At 69.5% G+C, this 18719-nt stretch carries 15 protein-coding genes; 7 read left to right on the top strand and 8 right to left on the bottom strand.

Annotated elements, in window-relative coordinates:
- Positions 1–80: 80 nt before the first annotated feature.
- Positions 81–983, bottom strand: a complete 903-nt coding sequence (locus tag IEX49_RS02160) for a purine-nucleoside phosphorylase (protein WP_373286658.1) — start codon at positions 981–983, stop codon at positions 81–83.
- Between the two features lie 84 nt (positions 984–1067).
- On the opposite strand from IEX49_RS02160, the gene IEX49_RS02155 reads away from it, so the two are divergent.
- Complete coding sequence (locus tag IEX49_RS02155) at positions 1068–2480, top strand: NAD(P)H-quinone dehydrogenase (protein WP_188803708.1); 1413 nt, start codon at positions 1068–1070, stop codon at positions 2478–2480.
- Between the two features lie 134 nt (positions 2481–2614).
- Here IEX49_RS02155 and IEX49_RS02150 read toward each other — a convergent pair whose 3' ends face one another.
- The 5 genes from IEX49_RS02150 to IEX49_RS02130 all read right to left on the bottom strand — a co-directional run bounded on the left by IEX49_RS02150 (position 2615) and on the right by IEX49_RS02130 (position 10187).
- Entirely contained in the window at positions 2615–4054 is a 1440-nt protein-coding gene (locus IEX49_RS02150) for an MFS transporter (RefSeq protein ID WP_188803706.1), read from the bottom strand.
- A gap of 232 nt (positions 4055–4286) precedes the next feature.
- Positions 4287–6110: an acetyl/propionyl/methylcrotonyl-CoA carboxylase subunit alpha gene (locus tag IEX49_RS02145; protein WP_188803704.1), complete on the bottom strand. Its 1824-nt coding sequence runs from the start codon at positions 6108–6110 to the stop codon at positions 4287–4289.
- Positions 6111–6291: 181 nt separating this feature from the next.
- Entirely contained in the window at positions 6292–7587 is a 1296-nt protein-coding gene (locus IEX49_RS02140) for an MFS transporter (protein WP_188803702.1), read from the bottom strand.
- A 168-nt stretch (positions 7588–7755) separates the two neighbouring features.
- Positions 7756–8496, bottom strand: a complete 741-nt coding sequence (locus IEX49_RS02135) for a Maf family protein (protein ID WP_188803700.1) — start codon at positions 8494–8496, stop codon at positions 7756–7758.
- Positions 8493–10187 carry a DUF885 domain-containing protein gene (locus IEX49_RS02130; RefSeq protein WP_188803698.1) on the bottom strand — a complete coding sequence of 565 codons (1695 nt, stop codon included), beginning with the start codon at positions 10185–10187 and terminating at the stop codon, positions 8493–8495. Before IEX49_RS02130 ends, IEX49_RS02135 begins: the two co-directional genes overlap by 4 nt.
- Before the next feature lie 280 nt (positions 10188–10467).
- Here IEX49_RS02130 and IEX49_RS02125 point away from each other — a divergent pair, with 280 nt between their 5' ends.
- From IEX49_RS02125 to IEX49_RS02115, 3 genes are read left to right on the top strand one after another with little or no spacing between them, the layout of a single operon-like run.
- Complete coding sequence (locus IEX49_RS02125; RefSeq protein WP_188803696.1) at positions 10468–11685, top strand: heparan-alpha-glucosaminide N-acetyltransferase domain-containing protein; 1218 nt, start codon at positions 10468–10470, stop codon at positions 11683–11685.
- Between the two features lie 11 nt (positions 11686–11696).
- Positions 11697–12422, top strand: a complete 726-nt coding sequence (locus IEX49_RS02120; RefSeq protein WP_188803694.1) for a response regulator transcription factor — start codon at positions 11697–11699, stop codon at positions 12420–12422.
- The gene (locus IEX49_RS02115) at positions 12419–13618 is read left to right on the top strand and encodes a sensor histidine kinase (protein ID WP_229672091.1); all 1200 of its coding nucleotides are present in this window, start codon (positions 12419–12421) and stop codon (positions 13616–13618) included. Before IEX49_RS02120 ends, IEX49_RS02115 begins: the two co-directional genes overlap by 4 nt.
- A 65-nt stretch (positions 13619–13683) precedes the next feature.
- On the opposite strand, the gene IEX49_RS02110 is transcribed toward IEX49_RS02115, so the two are convergent.
- Both IEX49_RS02110 and IEX49_RS02105 read right to left on the bottom strand, forming a co-directional pair.
- Positions 13684–13938, bottom strand: coding sequence for an acyl-CoA carboxylase epsilon subunit (locus tag IEX49_RS02110; protein ID WP_229672090.1), 255 nt, complete (start codon positions 13936–13938; stop codon positions 13684–13686).
- 71 nt (positions 13939–14009) lie between these two features.
- Positions 14010–15623: an acyl-CoA carboxylase subunit beta gene (locus IEX49_RS02105; RefSeq protein WP_188803690.1), complete on the bottom strand. Its 1614-nt coding sequence runs from the start codon at positions 15621–15623 to the stop codon at positions 14010–14012.
- Positions 15624–15791: 168 nt separating this feature from the next.
- On the opposite strand from IEX49_RS02105, the gene IEX49_RS02100 reads away from it, so the two are divergent.
- The 3 genes from IEX49_RS02100 (at position 15792) to IEX49_RS02090 (ending at position 18604) form a co-directional block, all read left to right on the top strand.
- On the top strand, positions 15792–16598 hold the full coding sequence (locus IEX49_RS02100) for a biotin--[acetyl-CoA-carboxylase] ligase (protein ID WP_188803688.1): 807 nt from the start codon (positions 15792–15794) through the stop codon (positions 16596–16598).
- Positions 16599–16698: 100 nt separating this feature from the next.
- Positions 16699–17286, top strand: a complete 588-nt coding sequence (locus IEX49_RS02095; RefSeq protein WP_188803686.1) for a PH domain-containing protein — start codon at positions 16699–16701, stop codon at positions 17284–17286.
- 175 nt (positions 17287–17461) lie between these two features.
- Positions 17462–18604, top strand: coding sequence for an adenylate/guanylate cyclase domain-containing protein (locus tag IEX49_RS02090; RefSeq protein WP_188804211.1), 1143 nt, complete (start codon positions 17462–17464; stop codon positions 18602–18604).
- The last annotated feature ends 115 nt before the right edge of the window (positions 18605–18719 follow it).

Genomic DNA, 18719 nt, shown 5'->3' with positions numbered 1-18719 from the left:
GGGTTTCTGATCAGTAGCCAGGTGTGTCAGGTGCGTCAGGTGGATCGACTGGAGCCGGCGGGCCAGGTGGCCTCGACGCCTCAGAGGCGGTCGATGATGCCGGCCAGCAGGGCGGAGATGCGCGGTCCGGCGGCCTGGCCGGCCTCCACGACCTCGGCGTGGCTGAGGGGCTCACCACTGAAGCCGGCCGCGGCGTTGGTGACCAAGGACATGCCGAACACCTCGAGGCCGGCGTGGCGGGCGGCGATCGCGTCCAGGGCGGTGGACATGCCCACCAGGTCCCCGCCGATCGCCTTGGCGTAGCGCACCTCGGCCGGGGTCTCGTACTGGGGTCCGGAGAACTGCACGTAGACGCCCTCGGGCAGGGACGAGTCCACCTCGCGGGCGATCTCGCGGATCCGGGGGGAGTAGAGGTCGGTGAGGTCCACGAAGTTGGCCCCGACCAGCGGGGTGGCACCCGTGAGGTTGATGTGGTCGGCCACCAGCACCGGGGTGCCCGGGGCCCACTCGGGCACGAGGGAGCCGCAGCCGTTGGTCAGGACCACGATCTCGGCCCCGGCGGCGGCCGCGGTGCGCACGGTGTGGGCCACGGTGCCGGCGTCGCGGTGTTCGTAGTAGTGCGTGCGGGAGCCGAAGATCAGGGCGTGCCCGGCGCCGGAACTGTCCTCGCCCCCGCCGCCGTTCAGACGCACGGAGCGCACGGTCGGGTTGTGGCCCGGCACCGAGGGGGCGGCGAAGCCGGGCAGCTCGGCGGTGGGGATGGTGTGGGTGGTCTCGCCGATCAGCTCGGCGGCACCGCCCCAGCCGGACCCCAGTACGACCGCGATGCGGTGCCGGGCCACGCCCGTCACCTGGGCGAGCGCGGCGGCGGCACGCCGGGCCTCGGAGAACCCAGGGTGGTCGCCCTGCAGCGGCGAGTGGCCGGACGGGTCGTCGAAGCTGGGGGCGGGGGAGGAGCCGGTGGAGGCGGTTGCGTCAGTCACGACCGTCAGCCTAGTGGGAAGCGGCGGAATCAGCCTGCGGTGCGGCCGGTCGGCATTCGGCGTGATGCCGCGGGGTGGGACACAATGGTGTCTGTGACTTCCACCCCCATGTACTCGCGTCCCCGTCCCTCCCTTACCATCATCGGCGGCGGCCCCGGCGGCTATGAGGCGGCCATGGTGGCCGCCAAGCTCGGGGCGCAGGTGACCGTCGTCGAGTCCAAGGGCATGGGCGGATCCGCCGTGCTGACGGACGTGGTCCCCTCCAAGACCCTCATCGCCACGGCCGACTCCATGCGCCGGGCCGGCCGGGCCCCCGGGCTGGGCGTGGCCCTGGGTGAGGAGCCGGCGAGGGCGGACATGACCGTGGTTAACCGGCGGTTGCTGAACCTGGCCTCCGAGCAATCCCGGGACATCCGCCGGGCCCTGGAGCGCTCTGGCGTGCGCATCGTCATCGGCAGGGGGCGGCTGACCGGGCCCACCACGGTGGAGGTGGCCACCGAGGACGGCACCGAGACGGTCGAGTCCGAGAACATCCTCCTGGCCACCGGGGCCAGTCCGCGCGAACTGCCGACCGCTATGCCGGATGGGGAGCGGATCTTCAACTGGACCCAGGTCTACTCGTTGACGGAGGTGCCCGAGCACCTGATCGTGGTGGGCTCCGGCGTCACCGGCGCGGAGTTCGCCTCGGCCTACAACCAGCTCGGTGCCAAGGTCTCCCTGGTGTCCTCGCGGGACCGTGTCCTGCCGGGGGAGGACCCGGACGCCGCCGCCGTGCTGGAGGATGCCTTCGTGGAGGACGGCGTCAACGTGGTCGGCAAGACCCGCGCTGAGTCCGTGGAGCGCACCGCCACCGGAGTGCTCGTGCACCTCTCCGGTGGCCGCGTGCTGGAGGGCAGCCACTGCCTCCTGGCCGTCGGCGGGATCCCCAACACGGCCGATCTCGGGCTGGAGGCGGCCGGCGTCAGGCTGACCGACTCCGGCCACATCGCCGTGGACGGGGTCTCCCGCACCACGGTGCCCGGCATCTATGCCGCCGGCGACTGCACCGGGGTCTTCGCCCTCGCCTCCGTGGCCGCCATGCAGGGGCGCGTCGCCGTGGCGCACCTGATGGGGGACGCGGTCAAACCGTTCCAGCCGCACCTGGTGTCCTCGAACATCTTCACCTCCCCGGAGATCGCCACGGTCGGCGTGACGGAGGAGCAGGTGGCCTCCGGCAAGTACCAGGCGGACATCCTCAAGCTCGATCTGAGCACCAATCCCCGGGCCAAGATGCAAAACGTGACCCACGGCTTCGTGAAGATCTTCGCCCGCAAGGGTTCCGGCACCGTGATCGGCGGCGTGGTGGTGGCTCCGCGCGCCTCCGAGCTGATCTACCCGATCGCGCTGGCGGTGAGCCACAAGCTGCACGTGGACGATCTGGCCAACACCTACACGGTCTACCCCTCGATCTCCGGGTCGATCTCCGAGGCTGCCCGCCGCCTCCACGTCCACCTCTGATCGCTCACCCTCACAGCGGAGACCAGGAGCCGGAACGACGCCGGCCCGGCACCCCGGTGCGAGTCCTCGCGGGGGTGCCGGGCCGGCGTCGTACGTTCCGACCGGCGTGGCCGGTCAGTTCAGGTCAGCGAACGTCAGGGCAGCGTGACCGTCTCTGCTTCGGTGTCCAGGGACTTCGTCTTGGTCTCGGGCGCGATGATCAGGGCGATCAGCGTGAGCACGGAGGCGAAGGACAGGTAGTAGCCGACGTGGGCCACGGAGAAGTTCAACACGAGCCACTGGGCCACGAATGGGGTCAGGGCGGCGCCGAGGATCGAGGACACGTTGTAGGCGATGCCCGAGCCGGTGTACCGCGTGTTCGTGGGGAACAGCTCGGGCAGCACCGCGGACATCGGGCCGAAGGTCAGGCCCATGAGCGCCATGCCGACCATCAGGAAGATCATCATCTGCGTGGTGTTCAGCTCGTTGCCCTGGCCGATCGAGCCGGCACTGAGCCACCAACCGAAGGTCAGGCCGAAGAGGACCAGCAGGGTGGTGATCACGATCAGGGTGGGCTTGCGGCCGAACTTGTCCGCCAGCCAGCCGGCCACGGGCACGAAGGCGGCGAAGAACACGATGCCGATCAGCTGCAGCACCAGGAAGTCCGCGTAGGGCACGCCCAGGCCGCTGGCCTCGGGGGAGCTGATGGAGTAGGAGAGGATCCACGTGGTCATCAGGTAGAAGAGCACATAGGTGGCCAGCATGATGAAGGTGCCCAGGATGAGCTCCTTCCAGTTCTTCCGGAAGACCTCGCCCAGGGGAGCCTTGACGCGCTCGTCATTGTCCACCGCGCGCTGGAAGACCGGGGTCTCCTGCAGGCGGAGGCGGACGTAGAGACCCACGGCCACCATGACCAGGGACAGCAGGAACGGCAGCCGCCACACCCAGGTGAGGAAGGCCCCGTCCATGTCCGGGTTCGTGGAGTCGTGGTTGAAGCTCAGGGTCAGGATCAGGAAGAGGCCGTTGGCCAGCAGGAAGCCGATGGGGGCGCCGAGCTGGGGCCACATCGCCGCCCAGGCGCGCTTGCCCTTGGCCGCGGTCTCGGTGGCCAGCAGGGCCGCGCCGGACCACTCGCCGCCGAGCCCGAGGCCTTGGCAGAAGCGCATGATGGTCAGCAGGGCCGGAGCCCACAGGCCGATCTGGTAGTACGTCGGCAGCAGGCCGATGAGGAACGTGGCGATGCCCATGGTGAGCAGGGAGCCGATCAGGGTGGCCTTGCGGCCGATGCGGTCACCGAAGTGGCCGAACACCACCGAGCCGATGGGCCGGGCCACGAAGGCCGCACCGAAGGTGGCCATGGAGGCCAGCAGGGCCGCGCCCTCGTCACCGGCCGCGAAGAAGATCAGCGGGAAGACCGAGACCGCCGCCGTGGCGTAGACGTAGAAGTCGTAGAACTCGATCGTGGTGCCCATCAGGGACGCGAGCACCACGCGGGACCGGGGGACGCCCAGTTCCTTGGTGCCATCGTCCTTGACATCGACCGCGCCGGCCCCGGGATCCGGGGTTGAGCTGCCGTGGGACAGGTCAGTGGACATGGTTGCTCCTCATGCAATGCAATGCAAGATCAATGGTGTGCCGGCTCCTGGCCGGCGCGAAATGCGACCCGACGACTCTACGCGCGGGCGCCACCATGCGGACAACAGGTCCAGATAGTGAGACGGCCTTGCCACGCAGCGGTTATCAGGCTGTGGCCGTGCCGCCTGCCACGCCACGGGAGGAGCGAGCCCCCGGGAGGCGAGCCCAGCGTGGACGTGGCCCTGGGTGGTCCTAGTCCGCGATGGTGGCGATCGCCGCACCGGCGGTGACCGTGGCGCCCACCTCGGCGCTCAGCTCGGTGATGGTCCCGGACTGGTGCGCGGTCAGCGGCTGCTCCATCTTCATCGCCTCGAGCACCACGATCAGGTCGCCTTCAGCCACGGTGTCCCCGACGCTGGCCGCGACCTTGACGATCGTGCCCTGCATCGGCGAGGTCAGGGTATCCCCGTTGGCCCCGGTGGCGGTGGCGCCCCGGGTGCCGCGCGACTTCCGGCGGCGGGAGCCGGCCTTGGCGCCGGTGGCCACGGTGGAGATGGCGCCCAGGATGGCGGGCAGGGTGACCTCGACCCGCTTGCCATTGACCTCCACGGTCACGGAGCGGCGGTCCTCGTGCTCCTCCTCGGCGTCCCCGGCGGCCGCCGGGATCCCGGCGAACGGGGCGATGGTGTTTTCGAAGCCGGTCTCGATCCACCGGGTGTGCACGGTGAACGGCGCTCCGTCTTCCGGCGCGAAGGCCGGGTCGGCGACCACGGCGCGGTGGAACGGCAGGACGGTGGGCATGCCGGCGACCTGCATCTCGGCCAGGGCGCGGCGGGAGCGCTGCAGGGCCTGCTCGCGGGTGGCGCCGGTGACGATCAGCTTGGCCACCATGGAGTCGAAGGCGCCGGTGATGGTCTCGCCCTCCTCCACGCCGGTGTCCACGCGGACGCCCGGGCCGGAGGGCAGGCGGAAGCGGGTCAGGGTGCCGGGGGATGGCATGAAGTTCTTGCCGGCGTCCTCGCCGTTGATGCGGAACTCGAAGGAGTGGCCGCGCACTGCGGGATCGCCGTAGCCCAGCTCCTCACCGCGGGCGATGCGGAACTGTTCGCGCACCAGGTCCAAGCCGGTGACCTCCTCCGAGACCGGGTGCTCCACCTGCAGGCGGGTGTTGACCTCGAGGAAGGAGATGGTGCCGTCCGTGCCCACGAGGAACTCGCAGGTGCCCGCCCCCACGTAGCCGGCCTCCACCAGCAGGGCCTTGGAGGATTCGTACAGCCGCTGCTGCTGCTCGGTTGTCAGGAAGGGAGCCGGGGCCTCCTCGACGAGCTTCTGATTGCGGCGCTGCAGGGAGCAGTCGCGAGTGGACACCACCACCACGTTCCCCGCGGCATCGGCCAGGCACTGGGTCTCCACGTGGCGCGGGGCGTCCAGGAAGCGCTCCACGAAGCACTCTCCACGGCCGAAGGCGGCGGTGGCCTCACGGACCGCGGAGTCGAACATCTCGGGGATGTCCTCGCGGTTGCGGACCACCTTGATGCCGCGGCCGCCGCCACCGTGGGCAGCCTTGATGGCCAGGGGGAGACCGTGGGTGTCGGCGAAGGCGAGGACCTCGTCCGCGTTCGCCACCGGGTCTGCGGTGCCGGGCACCAGTGGCGCGCCGACCTTCTGGGCCAGGTGGCGCGCGGAGACTTTGTCCCCCAGCTGCTCGATGGCCCCGGCCGGAGGGCCGATCCACACCAGGCCGGCCGCCTCGACCGCACGGGCGAAGTCCGCGTTCTCGGACAGGAAGCCGTAGCCGGGGTGGACGGCATCGGCGCCGGAGGCCTGGGCGGCCGCGAGGATCTTGTCCACCACCAGGTAGGAGTCGGCCGCCGAGGCCCCGCCCAAGGCGATGGCGTCATCCGCCATGCGTACGTGCAGGGATTCACGGTCCGGTTCCGCATAGACGGCCACTGCGGTGAGTCCCTCGTCATGTGCCGCGCGGATGATGCGGACGGCAATCTCCCCGCGATTGGCCACGAGCACCCGCGAGAACGGACGGGCTGCGGTGGTGGCGGTCGGCGTCGGCTGGGACATCGGGGCGGGACTCCTTCATAAGCGTCGGCGCAGGCGATCTGCGAAGGGGGCCGGACCCGACCTGATGCCGGAGCGGCCCACCTGCCGAGCCTAGACGCGGCCGTGGGTTTCCTACAGGATCCGGCGCGTTTTCCCCGCGTCGCGCGGGAACGATTGTAGGTATCCCACAAACGAGCTCGTGTTAGCTCCCAGGTGACGGTGCGGTCCCCGTGCGAGCGCGCCGGTGCGTCACCACCGCCAGGACCATGACGGCCAGTCCCACCACGGTCAGTCCGGTGCCGAGCAATGCCGGCGACCGGTACCCGAGCCCGGCGTCCACCACGACGGCGCCGAGGAAGGCGCCCAAGGCGTTGGCGAAGTTGAACGCAGCGTGGTTCATGGCCGCGCTGACGGAGGGGGCATCGCCGCTCTCACGTAGCAGGCGCACCTGCAGTGCAGTCGTGAAGAGGGACCCGGCGATTCCCAGCAGCAGCACACAGGCGATCGCCACGGCGGGGACGTGGGCCAGGGCGGCGAACGCCAAGAGGACCAGCCCCAGGCTGGTGACGCCGAGCAGGGCGGACCTCTCGATCGAGCGGTCCACGAGTGGGCCGGCGATGAGCGAGCCGAGGGTCATGCCGACTCCGTAGCAGACCAGCACCCAGGGGACGGCCGACTCGGGCAGCCCGGTGAGGTCGGTCATCGTCGGTGAGATGAAGGTGTAGACGGCGAACATCCCGCCGAAGCCGATGGAGCCGGCCACGAGGGTGAGGATGACCTGGGGACGTTTGAGGGTGCGGAGCTCTCCGCGGATGGACGGGGCCAGGGCGGGCTTGCTGCGCGGGACGAGGGCGAACACGGCCACGAGCGTGAGCAACCCGATCAGGGCGACCATGCCGTAGGCGGTCCGCCAGCCGAACTGGGCTCCCAGGGCCGCCGCCGCGGGCACACCCACGATGTTGGCCACGGTCAGCCCGAGCATGACCCTCGCCATGGCCGTGGCCCGGCGGTGTGGGGCGACCAGGGTGGACGCGACCACGGCACCGATGCCCAGGAACGCCCCGTGGGGCAACCCGGTGATGAAGCGTGACACCAGCATCCACGGCAGCGACGGTGCCAGGGTGGAACCGATACTGCCGATGACGAACAGGGCCGCCAGCCCCAGCAGCAGGCGCCGGCGTTCCATCCGGGCGGTCAGTGCGGCGATGAGGGGTGCCCCGACCACCACCCCGATCGCGTAGAGCGACACCGCGTGGCTCGCCTCGGTGATCGTGGCGCCGAAGCCCTCGGCGATGTACGGCAGCAGGCCCATGGTGGCGAACTCGGCCGTGCCGATGCCGAATGCGCCGATCGCCAGGGCGAAGATGGCCAGCCGCGCGGTCCTCGCGGGAACCGGTGGCTGCCCGTGGTGACGGGGGTGGCCGGGGTGACCGGGGCGCTCGGGCGCCGCCAGGCCGGACGCCGTGAGGGTCGCCTCGGTGGTCTGGGTGGGGGCCATGGGCGTTCTCCTGGTGGACGGTGGCGGATCACTCCGCACGGGCCTCTCCACGTTAACGCCGCGGCCTCGGCCGCCTCACCCGAAAAGTGCCTGCGGCCGTGTGAGAACAGGCACACCGCCAGCGTGCACAGTTATGGCAGGCATACCGCCGGCTCCGGCAATCCCTGCTCAGGCGCCGTCGGCCTCCCACAGGGACGCCAGAGAGATCCCGAACTCTGCCAGCAGGCCGCGCAGCGTGGAGACGGACAGGCCGATCACGGCGTTCGGGTCTCCCTCCACCGCGGTGACGAAGGCTGCTCCGCGACCGTCGATCGTGAAGGCCCCCGCGCACTGCAGGGGCTCGCCCGTGGCCACGTACGCGGCGATCTCCTCCTCGTCGACGTCGGCGAAACTCACCCTGGCGCTCGACAGCGCGCCGGTGGCCGGCCGCGTGAGCGGCGTCTCGACGTCACGGCTGGCGGGGTCACGGTTGTCCACGACCCAGTGGCCGGTGTGCAGCTCGCCTGTACGGCCGGACTGCGCCCGCCAGCGCTCCAGGGCGACCTCAGGTTCCCAGGGCTTGCCGTAGGCTACGCCGTCCAGCTCGAACACCGAGTCGCAGCCGATCACCAGGGCGCCCGACGCCTCGGGGTGCCCCGCGACGTCCTCGGCCTTGGCCCGGGCGAGCAGCTGAGCCGTCTCGGCCGGACTGGCCAGCGGATGGGCAGCGGCGATCGCGTCCTCGTCCACGTCCGAGACCACCACGGTGAAGGGGAGGCCGGCGGCCTCGAGGATCCGGGCCCGGGCCGGCGAGGCCGAGGCCAGCACCAGCCGCGATACCGGTGCGCCGCCGTCGTGGTCCTGACGTTCGGTGGCCTGCGGTCCGGCGGCCAGCGCGGCGCTCAGCTCAGCGCCCGAATCGCCGCTCATGCCATCGCCTGGCGGAGGGTGTCCAGCCCCATGGAACCCAGGCGCAGGGCCCGGGTGTGGAAGGACTTGAGGTCGAACTCGCGGCCCTGAGCCGCAGCACGGTCGGCCTGTTCGGCACGGATCTGCTCCCAGATGCGCTGGCCGACCTTGTAGGAGGGTGCCTGCCCCGGCCAGCCGAGGTACCGGATGAATTCGAACCGGATCTGTCCGGGGGAGTCGTTGAGGTGCTTCGTCAGGAACGCGAACCCCTGCTCGGGGGTCCACACGCCGCCACCCTCGGATGCCGGGGCCTCGAAGCCGCAGTGCACGCCGATGTCGAACACCACTCGGGCCGCACGCATCCGTTGAGCGTCCAGCATGCCGAGGTGGTCGCCCGGATCCGTCAGGAAGCCGAACTCGTCCATCAGCTTCTCGGCGTACAGGGCCCAGCCCTCGCCGTGCCCCGAGGTCCACAGCCCATTGCGCCGCCAATCGTTCAGCTCGTCCTGGGCCAGCATGGCGGTGCCGATCTGCAGGTGATGGCCCGGGACGCCCTCGTGGTAGACGGTGGTGGTCTCCTGCCAGGTGGTGAAGGAGTCCTCCCCGGCCGGCACGGACCACCACATGCGGCCGGGCCGCGAGAAGTCGTCCGAGGGGCCCGTGTAGTAGACGCCGCCCTCCTGCGTGGGGGCGATCATGCACTCGACCCGGTCCATCGGGGCGGGGATCTCGAAGTAGCGGGTCATCTCCTGTAGTGCGGTGTCGGTGACGCCCTGCATCCAGTCCCGCAGCGCCGCGGTGCCCTGCAGTCGGCGGGCCGAGTCCGCGTTCAGGATCGCGCGGGCCTCGTCGATGGTGGCGCCCGGCTGGATCCTCTCGGCGTCGGCCTGTTGGGCCTCGACGATCCGCGCGAGCTCCTCCTGTCCCCACGCGTACGTCTCCTCCAGGTCGATCTGCGCGCCGAGGAACTCCTGTGAGTACAGCTGGTAGAGGTCCCGCCCGACGGCGTCCCGTTCCGGGGCGCTGCCCCGCACCTCCTCCTTCAGGAAGTCCGCCAGCCCCTGGTAGGCGGTGCCGGCCTTGCTCGCCTGGGCCTCCAGCTCGGTGAGCAGGGCGGAGGGCACGACGCCGGCCGCGGACGCGCGCTCGACCAGTCCCGGGAAGAAACCCCCGGGGGCGGAGTGGGCCTCGGCCTGCTCGATGACGATGTCCACCTGACGCTGGGCGGCGACCTGGCCGGTGTCGCGCGATGCCCGCAGGGACTCGGCGTATCCCGCCAGGGCACTGGGCAGGTTGGCCAGCCGGCCGGCGATCTGGGCCCAGTCCTGCTCGGTCTCCATGGGCATCAGGTCCAGGATGTTGCGGATCTCCTGGGCCGGGGAGGCCAGGTTGTTCAGCTCGGTGCGGCCGGTGGCATGGATCCGGCGTTCCAGCCCCACCCGTTCCTGCAGCGCGGCGGCGGTGACGCGGTCCACGTCGTCGGCGGGAGTGAGGCGGTCGAGGTCCTCCAGCAGGGCCCGGTTCAGCTCGTCCTGGGCGGCCGATCCGGCGGGGGAGTAGTCCGAGTACTCGGTCTCGTGGCCGGGGTGGCCGAGCGCGGTGGCCTCCTCGGGGTGCAGGGCGAGGGTGTCAGCGAAGTAGCGGTTGGCGAGCGCGTCGATGTCACTGGGCTGGCGTGGCTGCTGGGCGGCGATTGAGGGCACATTGGTCATGGCAAGACCCTAGACGGTATACCGTGACCCGCTGAGGCGTTGGACCTCTTCGATGCGGCGAACAGGGGTGGCACGCTCTGCGTGCTGGCGGCGACCGTTCCTTGGGCGCAGGTATCTTCATGAAATCTTCAAGAGACCGAAGGCATTGCTCAAGGTCCTTCCGCCAGTCTGAATCCACACCAGGTCACCGGTGACGGGCCTCAGCACGCGTTGCATCGGCGCCGAAAGCGGCGACGGCACGGCATGGGCAGGTGGTCGAGACAGAAGGACTCCAGGACGCATGGACTCAGACAAGATTCCCCAGGACACCGCGAATATCCCGGCAGCGGGTTCTGCCACGGTGGTGAAAAGCCCGCCCCGGAAGCGGTTGATTGGCATCGATGCGGCGCGTGGCTTTGCCCTGATCGGGCTGATGGCCATCCACATGCTGCCCAACTATGACGAGGAGACCGGCGAACCGACCCTGGTGTGGCAACTGTTCTCCGGCGATTCGGCAGCACTGTTCGCGTTGCTGGCCGGCGTCGGACTGGCCCTGTCCTCCGGGGGCCAGCAGCTGCACCGGGGACACAGGCTCAGGGCGGACCGGGCCGGTCTGGCGGTCAGGGCCGTCATGATCGCCGTGATCGCCCTGGTGATCGCGTCGGTGATGCCGCAAGAGGGCCCGCCCGCGTACGGCATCATGTTGTACTACGCCGCCTTCTTCCTGCTGGCCATCCCGTTCCTGCATCTCGGGCCCAAGGCACTCTTCATCAGCGCAGCGGCCTTCGGCGTCATCACCCCGATCCTCATGCAGGCCATGATCCCGGTGCTGCCGGATTGGACCTCGTACAACCCCACGCTGGGACACCTGCTGTCCGAGCCGGCCTCCGTGGTCTCCCAATTGCTGCTTACCGGCACCTACCCGGCCCTGCCGTACATGACATTCATCCTGGCTGGCATGGGCCTCGGCCGTCTCAACCTGCGCAGCACCCAGGTGCAGGGCATCATCGCCGGGATCGGCGCGGCTCTGGCCATCCTGGCATCGGTGGTTTCCTCTGTCCTGTTGTACATGGCTGGGGGCTACGAGGCGCTGCTGGCGACGGGGTTGAGCGAGGCCGCCCTGGACGAGGCCATCGTCTACGGTCCCGACTACCTTCCGAACACCTCTGCCTGGTGGTTGGCCATCGCCACTCCCCACACCAACACTCCCCTGGCCCTGGCCACCAGTCTCGGCATGAGCCTTCTGGCCGTGGGGCTGTTTCAGCTCATCGCCCACCGCGCCGGCCGATGGCTGACTCCGCTGGCCGCCGCGGGCACCATGACCCTGACCCTGTACTCCGCCCACCTGATCGCCCTGGCCCTGGAGATCCACTACAGCGAACCGGTCCTGTGGTTCGTGGTGCATCTGGCGGCGGCCTTCGGATTCGCTTGGTTCTGGAATCGCATGGTGGGCCAAGGACCCCTGGAGAAGCTCGTCGCACTCCCCGTCAAGGCCACCCAGCGCGCGGTCACCGGCTAAACTTCAGGACCATGGCCGATTCCACGTCAGGGCGGGTTCTCGTCGTCGAGGACGAGCCCGATCTCGCCCGGTTGGTGGGCGACTACCTGCGGAACGCCAACTTCGGAGTCGAGGTGGTCTCCGATGGTCTCGAAGCCGTGGAAGCTGTCCGGGAGCACTCGCCCGACGTCCTGGTGTTGGACATCGGCCTGCCGGGCATTGACGGGTTTGAGGTCTTGCGGCAGGTACGGGTCTTCTCCGAGTGTCACGTTCTTGTGCTCACCGCCCGGGACGATGAGGTGGACAAGATCGTCGGTCTGTCCTTGGGTGCGGATGACTACGTGACCAAGCCGTTCAGCCCGCGCGAACTGGTCGCCCGGGTGCAGTCGATGATGCGGCGTGCGCGGTCCTCCTCGGCTGCGGCTGTGCAAGCCTCCGAGGAATCCGGCCTCGGCAGGTACGCCATCGGCGAGCTGGAGGTGGATGAGTCTGCGCGGGAGGTTCGGATTGCTGGGTTACCGGTCTTGCTGACGAAAACCGAGTTCGACCTGCTGGCCAGTTTGGCAGCCCACCCCAATCAGGCCCTCAGCCGGCGCCAGTTGATCGAGATGGTGTGGGGTGGCGGGGTCATGAGCGACGAGCACCTCGTGGACGTCCATCTGGCGAGGGTGCGGCGGAAGCTGGGCGAGGACGCCGCCAACCCGACGTACATCCACACGGTGCGTGGCATCGGGTACCGCATGGTGGGGCCGGCTTGACCGGCGGCCCGGCAGACCCCCACCACCGCATGGCGAAGTTCCGGGGCGATGACGTGTGGGAATGGGGTCCCGAGGCCGCCGACGCCGATGAGTCGGAACCACGCAGCATGTCCCTGACTGCCCGGCTGCTCTTCGTGCAGGCCATCGTCCTGGTGGTCGCACTGGCGGTCGTCGCAGCGACGTCCCTGCTCCTCGGGCCGACGATGTACATCAATGAACTCTTCCGGCAGGGACATGGCAGGGCAGCGCGGGCCATCTTTCAACTGGATGACGTCTTCCGTGACGTGAGCCTGCTTTCCGTGACGATTGGCGGGTTGACGGCCATGGTCATCGCCACGTCCGTGAGTTTTCTCATCACGCGCCGGATCCGCCACTCGATCTCTGAAGTGGGACGGGCGGCTACCCGGGTGGCCTCCGGCGAATACGACGTCCGCCTCGAACCCAGCCAGCTCGGTTCGGAATTCGACGACCTGACCGAGTCCTTCAATGACATGGCGGCGAAGCTCAACGCGATCGACCAGACCAGGCGCCAGATGCTGGCCGACCTGGCCCATGAGATGAGGACGCCGCTGGCCAACCTGAAGGGCCACCTGGAGGGCATCGAGGACGGGATCGTCAACCTGGATGATCGGACCTCGGGAATCCTGGCGGGCCAGATCAGCCGCCTGGAACATCTGGCCCAGGACATGAGGTCGCTGACCCAGGCAGAGGAGGGGATGGTCCACCTGCGCCCCGACAAGCAGAACCCCGCCGACGTCGTGGTGGACGTGGTCGCCGCGGCGCAGCAGCTGGCGACATCTCGGAACGTGGAGCTCGCGGCCACCATGCCCTCGGCCTTCTTGGCGCCGGTGCTGATGGATCGGGCCCGGATGGAGCAGGTCCTGAGCAACTTGGTGGACAACGCCCTGCGCCACACACCGGCCGGTGGCCGGGTCACCGTGGGCCTGGCCGAGAGTGAGGGAGACGTGGTCTTCACGGTGACGGACACCGGGGATGGCATACCACCCGAGGACCTCGGCCGCATCTTCATGCGCTTCTACAGAGTCGGCGAGGGGCGGGAGGCCCGGCCTGCCGGATCCGGGCTGGGTCTGGCCATCAGCAAGGCCCTGGTCCAGGCCCAGGGCGGGACGTTGACGGCCGCCAGTTCGGGGCCCGGCCAAGGTTCGGAGTTCACGGTCCGGCTGGCCCGCAGATGACCACAACGTCTCCGGGCCGGGAACCACAACCCCGTGTCATCGCCGATGTTGACCAGGAGCATGCCTCAGCGTTGTCCGGCGGCGTGCTTCCAGGAGCCGGAGCCGGGTCGGGCCCACAGCCCGAGGCGGCGCCGCCGGTCGAGGGTGCGGTCCCGGTCGGTGCGTCCAGCACCCTCACGCCGGTGCTGTTCGGCCTGAGCGGCCACGGCATGGATGACCGCGGTCAGGGCGGCCGTCTCCTCGGCATCGAGGTTGCCCTTGACGAGCAGGGCCGGCTCCGCTGCCTGATTGGTCTCAGGGGTGGGGTGCTGCGTGTCCATCATGGCCTCCCGGGTTGTCTCAGTCGCAGTGGTGTTGGGGTTCTCAGTGTGGTCGAGGCTGTCCCGACGACTCACAGCGGGATGTTCCCGTGCTTCTTGGCGGGCCGCGATTCGCGCTTGTGGAACGTGGCCCGCAGGCCGCGCACAATCTGGGTCCGAGTCTCGGCCGGCGTGATGACGGCATCCACGTAACCGCGGTCGGCCGCCTGGTAGGGGTTGAGCAGTTCCGCCTCGTAGCCTTCGATGATCTCCTGGCGCTTGGCCTCCACGTCGCCCCCGGACTCCTCGACGGCCTTGAGGTCCCGGCGGTAGAGGATGTTGACCGCTCCCTGGGCTCCCATCACGCCGATCTGGGCGGTGGGCCAGGCCAGGTTGAGGTCCGCGCCGAGCTTCTTGGACCCCATGACGATGTAGGCGCCGCCGTAGGCCTTGCGGGTGATCACGGTCAGCTTCGGCACAGTGGCCTCGGCGTAGGCGTAGATGAGCTTGGCACCGCGGCGGATGATCCCGGAGAACTCCTGGTCCGTGCCGGGCAGGAACCCGGGGACGTCCACGAACGTGATGACCGGGATGTTGAAGGCATCGCAGAACCGGACGAAGCGGGCGGCCTTCTCCGAGGCGTTGATGTCCAGGGTGCCGGCGAACTGCATCGGCTGGTTGGCCACGATCCCCACGGAATGCCCCTCGACCCGGCCGAGTCCGCAGATCACGTTGGGCGCGTAGAGCTCCTGGACCTGCAGGAAGTGGGCGTCGTCCACCACGTGCTCGATCACGGTGAGCATGTCATAGGGCTGGTTCGCCGAATCGGGGATCAATGTGTCCAGCTCGAGGTCCTCCGCGGTGACCTCCAACTCCTCCTCGAAGGGCTCCACCGGCCCCTCCGCCAGGTTGTTGGAGGGAAGGAACTCGAGCAGCTCGCGCACGTACTCGAGGGCGTCCTCCTCGTTGGCGGCCAGGTAGGCGGCGGTGCCCGTGGAGGCGTTGTGCTGGCGGGCGCCGCCGAGCGTCTCCATGTCCACGTCCTCGCCCGTGACGGTCTTGATCACGTCCGGGCCGGTGATGAACATGTGGGAGGTCTTGTCCACCATGATGATGAAGTCGGTCAGGGCGGGGGAGTAGGCGGCGCCGCCGGCCGAGGGGCCCATGATGAGGGTGATCTGCGGGATGACACCGGAGGACATGACGTTGTTGCGGAAGATGTCCGCGAACATCGCCAGGGAGGCAACGCCCTCCTGGATCCGCGCCCCGCCGCCGTCGTTGATCCCGATGACCGGGCAGCCGTTCCGGGCGGCGAACTCCTGGACCTTGACGATCTTCTCGCCGTTGACCTGGCTCAGGGAGCCGCCGTAGACCGTGAAGTCCTGGGAGTACACGGCCACCATGCGGCCGTCGATGGTGCCGTAGCCGGACACCAGCCCGTCCCCGATCGGCTTCTTCTTCTCCATGCCGAAGGCGGTGGTGCGGTGCACCGCGAGGGCGTCGAACTCGATGAACGATCCCGGATCCAGCAACAGCTCGACGCGCTCGCGGGCGGTGTGCTTGCCCCGGTCGTGCTGCTTGTCCACGGCGGCCTGGCCGGACGGCAGGGCCGCTTCGGCCCGGCGGCGCTCCAGGTCCTGCAGCTTGCCGGCCGTGGTGGTCAGATCCGGTTCGGTCACAGGTCCTCCGTCGGTTGGAACTTTCATACAAGCGGTGCGGCGGTGGTTTCGGGGCACGCCCCGTGAACATCACGGCCAGGGCCCAGTCTAATGATGCCCGGGGCTCGACCTCTTGTAGGAACCGCACAAGATTGGTGCCAGTGGCCCCCGGATTGGTCCAGCGAATGACCAGTACCACCCGCTATACCTAGAAGCATGACCATCAGCTGGCTGGAGCAGGCCGACTCGACGCAGGAACAACTCATCGTCCAGGCTGCGGCCCAACCCGGGCGGTGGCCGCACCTGTCCGCCCTGGCCACCCTGGACCAGCGGTCCGGCCGGGGCCGCAGGGGGCGCGGCTGGACCACCGCTCCCGGGACGGCCCTGTCCGTCTCCGTGGTGCTGCGTCCGGAACTGCCCGTGGAGCACTTCAGCTGGGTCACGCTGGTGGCGGCTGCCGCCACCAGTGCCAAGCTGCGGAGTCTCGGAGTCCCGGCCCAGGTGAAATGGCCCAACGACCTGCTGGCAGAGGACGGCCGCAAGCTCTGCGGCATCCTCGCCTCGGTGCTGCCGGACCAGTCCGGGATCGTGCTGGGACTCGGCCTCAACCTGGACTTTGGTCCCGGCGGGGCACCGGTCCCCACGGCGACGTCGGTCGCCGAGTGGGTGCCCGAGGGTGCCGTGCCCTCGGCACCGGACCTGCTGGATGCCGTGCTGGGCGCGCTGTCGGCGCGCCTGGACGACTTCACCCGCGCGGTCCGCGAGCACCCCGGAGAGGTGGACGGGGCACACCCGGCCGCGGCCGGCGTCGTGGGCCAGCTGGCGACCCTGGGCACCGAGGTGACCGTGCACCTGCCGGACGGTTCCCGGCTGGCGGGGACCGCGAGAGCGCTGGGCCCCGGCGGAACCCTCCTCGTGGCGCCGGCCGACCGTGGGAAGATGGACACAGCGGTGCCCGGCACCACTCGACGCGGTGACCTGCTGGAGGTTTCCGCCGCTGACGTGGTGCACCTGCGCCGCTGACGGACTGCAGCCGGACCGCAGCCGTCCGAGGCAACCCGACGATTCCTGGAAAGAAAGGCCCGACGTGGGACTGAGGCTGGCACCCGGTGAGCAGGTACGCGTGCGCACCCGCTCGCACCCGCGTGCGCTGACCATGCCCGTCCTGCGCCTGATGCTGATCGCCCTGGCCACCGGCTACGTGCAGGGCTTCCTCGCACGGCCGGACCTGGCGGACTTTCTGGTGGAATCCCGCAGCTGGCTGGTGGTCGTGGCCTGGATCCTGGCCGCAGTGGCTTTGCTCTTCGGTTGCCTGCGCCCCGCCTCGCGTTGGTTCAACCGCCGCACCCTGCTGACCACGCGCCGCATCCTGCAACGGGCGCGAATCGGCACGTCCAGGGAGCGTTCCCTGCACCTGCTCTCCGTCTATGACGTGCGCCTGCGCCAGCGCCGCGGGCAGAAGATGACTCGTTCCGGGGACCTTCTGGTGGACCACGGGGCCGGCGGCTCGTGGGTGCTCGCGAACATGCCCGAGGCGGCGCGCTTCCGGGAACTGATCCTCCGGGAGGTCGGCGCCCTGCGCCAGGAGATCTCCGCCCACGCCGGGACGGCCGGTCCACCGGCGGCACCAGGACCGGAATTACGACCGGCACCAGGACCGGCACCAGGATCAGCACGAGGACCAATGATGAGGGGTGGCTACCGTGGCTGAGTACACCGGTCCGATGGACGACTGGGACGACCTGCCCGAAACGACGTCCCTGGATGACCACGGCGATCTGGGCCTGCTGACCGAGGGCGTCCAGCCCGCGGCCGGTCAGCCCTCCGGTCCTGCCTCGGCATCCGGGGACGGGCTCGCCGATGCTCCGCTGCGGCGGACCGCGCAGATGGAGCAGGTCCCCGCCGAGAGTGTGGAGCGCCAGGGCCGGCCGCAGGCGGCCCCGGACACCACCGCCACGTCCGCGTTGGCCTTGGAGGACGAGCAGGAGGTCACCACCTGGACCCAGGCGATCTCGGCCTTGGAGAAGGACTTGCTGGGTGGTCCCCGATCGATGACTCGGCGGGACATGGCCGGTGAACTCGGCGTCTCCCTGATCTCGGCCCGCAAGCTCTGGCGCGCCCTCGGCTTCCCCAACGTCAAGGACGAGGACCGGGCGTTCACGCAGCAGGACACCGACGCGATCGGCACCATGATCGACCTGGTCCGGCGCGGGATCCTCAACGAGGAGACGGCCATCTCGCTGACCCGCTCCATCGGCCAGATGACGGACCGCATGGTCGTGTGGCAGATCGAGGCCCTCGTGGAGAACAAGATCAGCGAGGGCATGACGGACCCGCTCGCCCGCCGCGAGGTGGTCCGCATGCTGCCGGAGATCATCGAGCCGCTCGAAGAGGTCATGGCCTACTCCTACCGAAGGCAGCTCAACTCGGCGCTGCAGCGGCTCACCGTCCGGGTGGAGGCGGGGTTGGCTGCCAGTGCCGTGGGCCGGGACGGCTCTGAAGACGATGCCCCGCTGCCGCTCGCCCGCGCGGTGGGTTTCGCGGACATGGTTTCCTACACGTCCCTGTCCCGGCAGATGAACGAGCGCACGCTGGCCCAGATGGTGCAGCGTTTCGAGAACAAGTGCGCCGAGATCATCTCGATCGGCGGCGGCCGGCTGGTCAAGACCGTCGGTGACGAGGTCCTGTTCAACGCCGAGACGCCGGAGGCCGGCGCCCAGATCGGCCTCGCGCTGGCGCAGGCCATGGCCGACGACCCCGTGCTGCCCTCGTCCCGTGTCTCCGTGGTGTGGGGCCGCGTACTCTCCCGGCTGGGGGACATCTACGGCCCGACCGTGAACCTCGCCTCCCGGTTGACCGCGCTCGCGGATCCCGGCACTGTCCTGGTGGACGCGATGACGGCCATGGCACTGGAGGCGGACGATCGGTTCGTCCTGGTCCCGCAGCCCCCGCGGATGGTCCGGGGGTTCGGCGAGATCCGGCCGTCCATCCTCATGCCCGGCTCCGGAAACGGCCTCGTCGTCGACTGAGGTCCGCCCACCGCAACCGGCGTGCATGGGGAGAACTACCCATCCCCTCAGGCCAATTTCAGGTTTGCGCCTTCGGCTGAACCGGTAGACTTCCACCCGAGTGGCCGCTGTGCCG

The sequence above is a fragment of the Citricoccus zhacaiensis genome, from assembly GCF_014645315.1.
GTDB classification, from domain to species: Bacteria; Actinomycetota; Actinomycetes; order Actinomycetales; family Micrococcaceae; genus Citricoccus; species Citricoccus zhacaiensis.
This window is presented reverse-complemented; position numbering and strand designations above follow the sequence as displayed.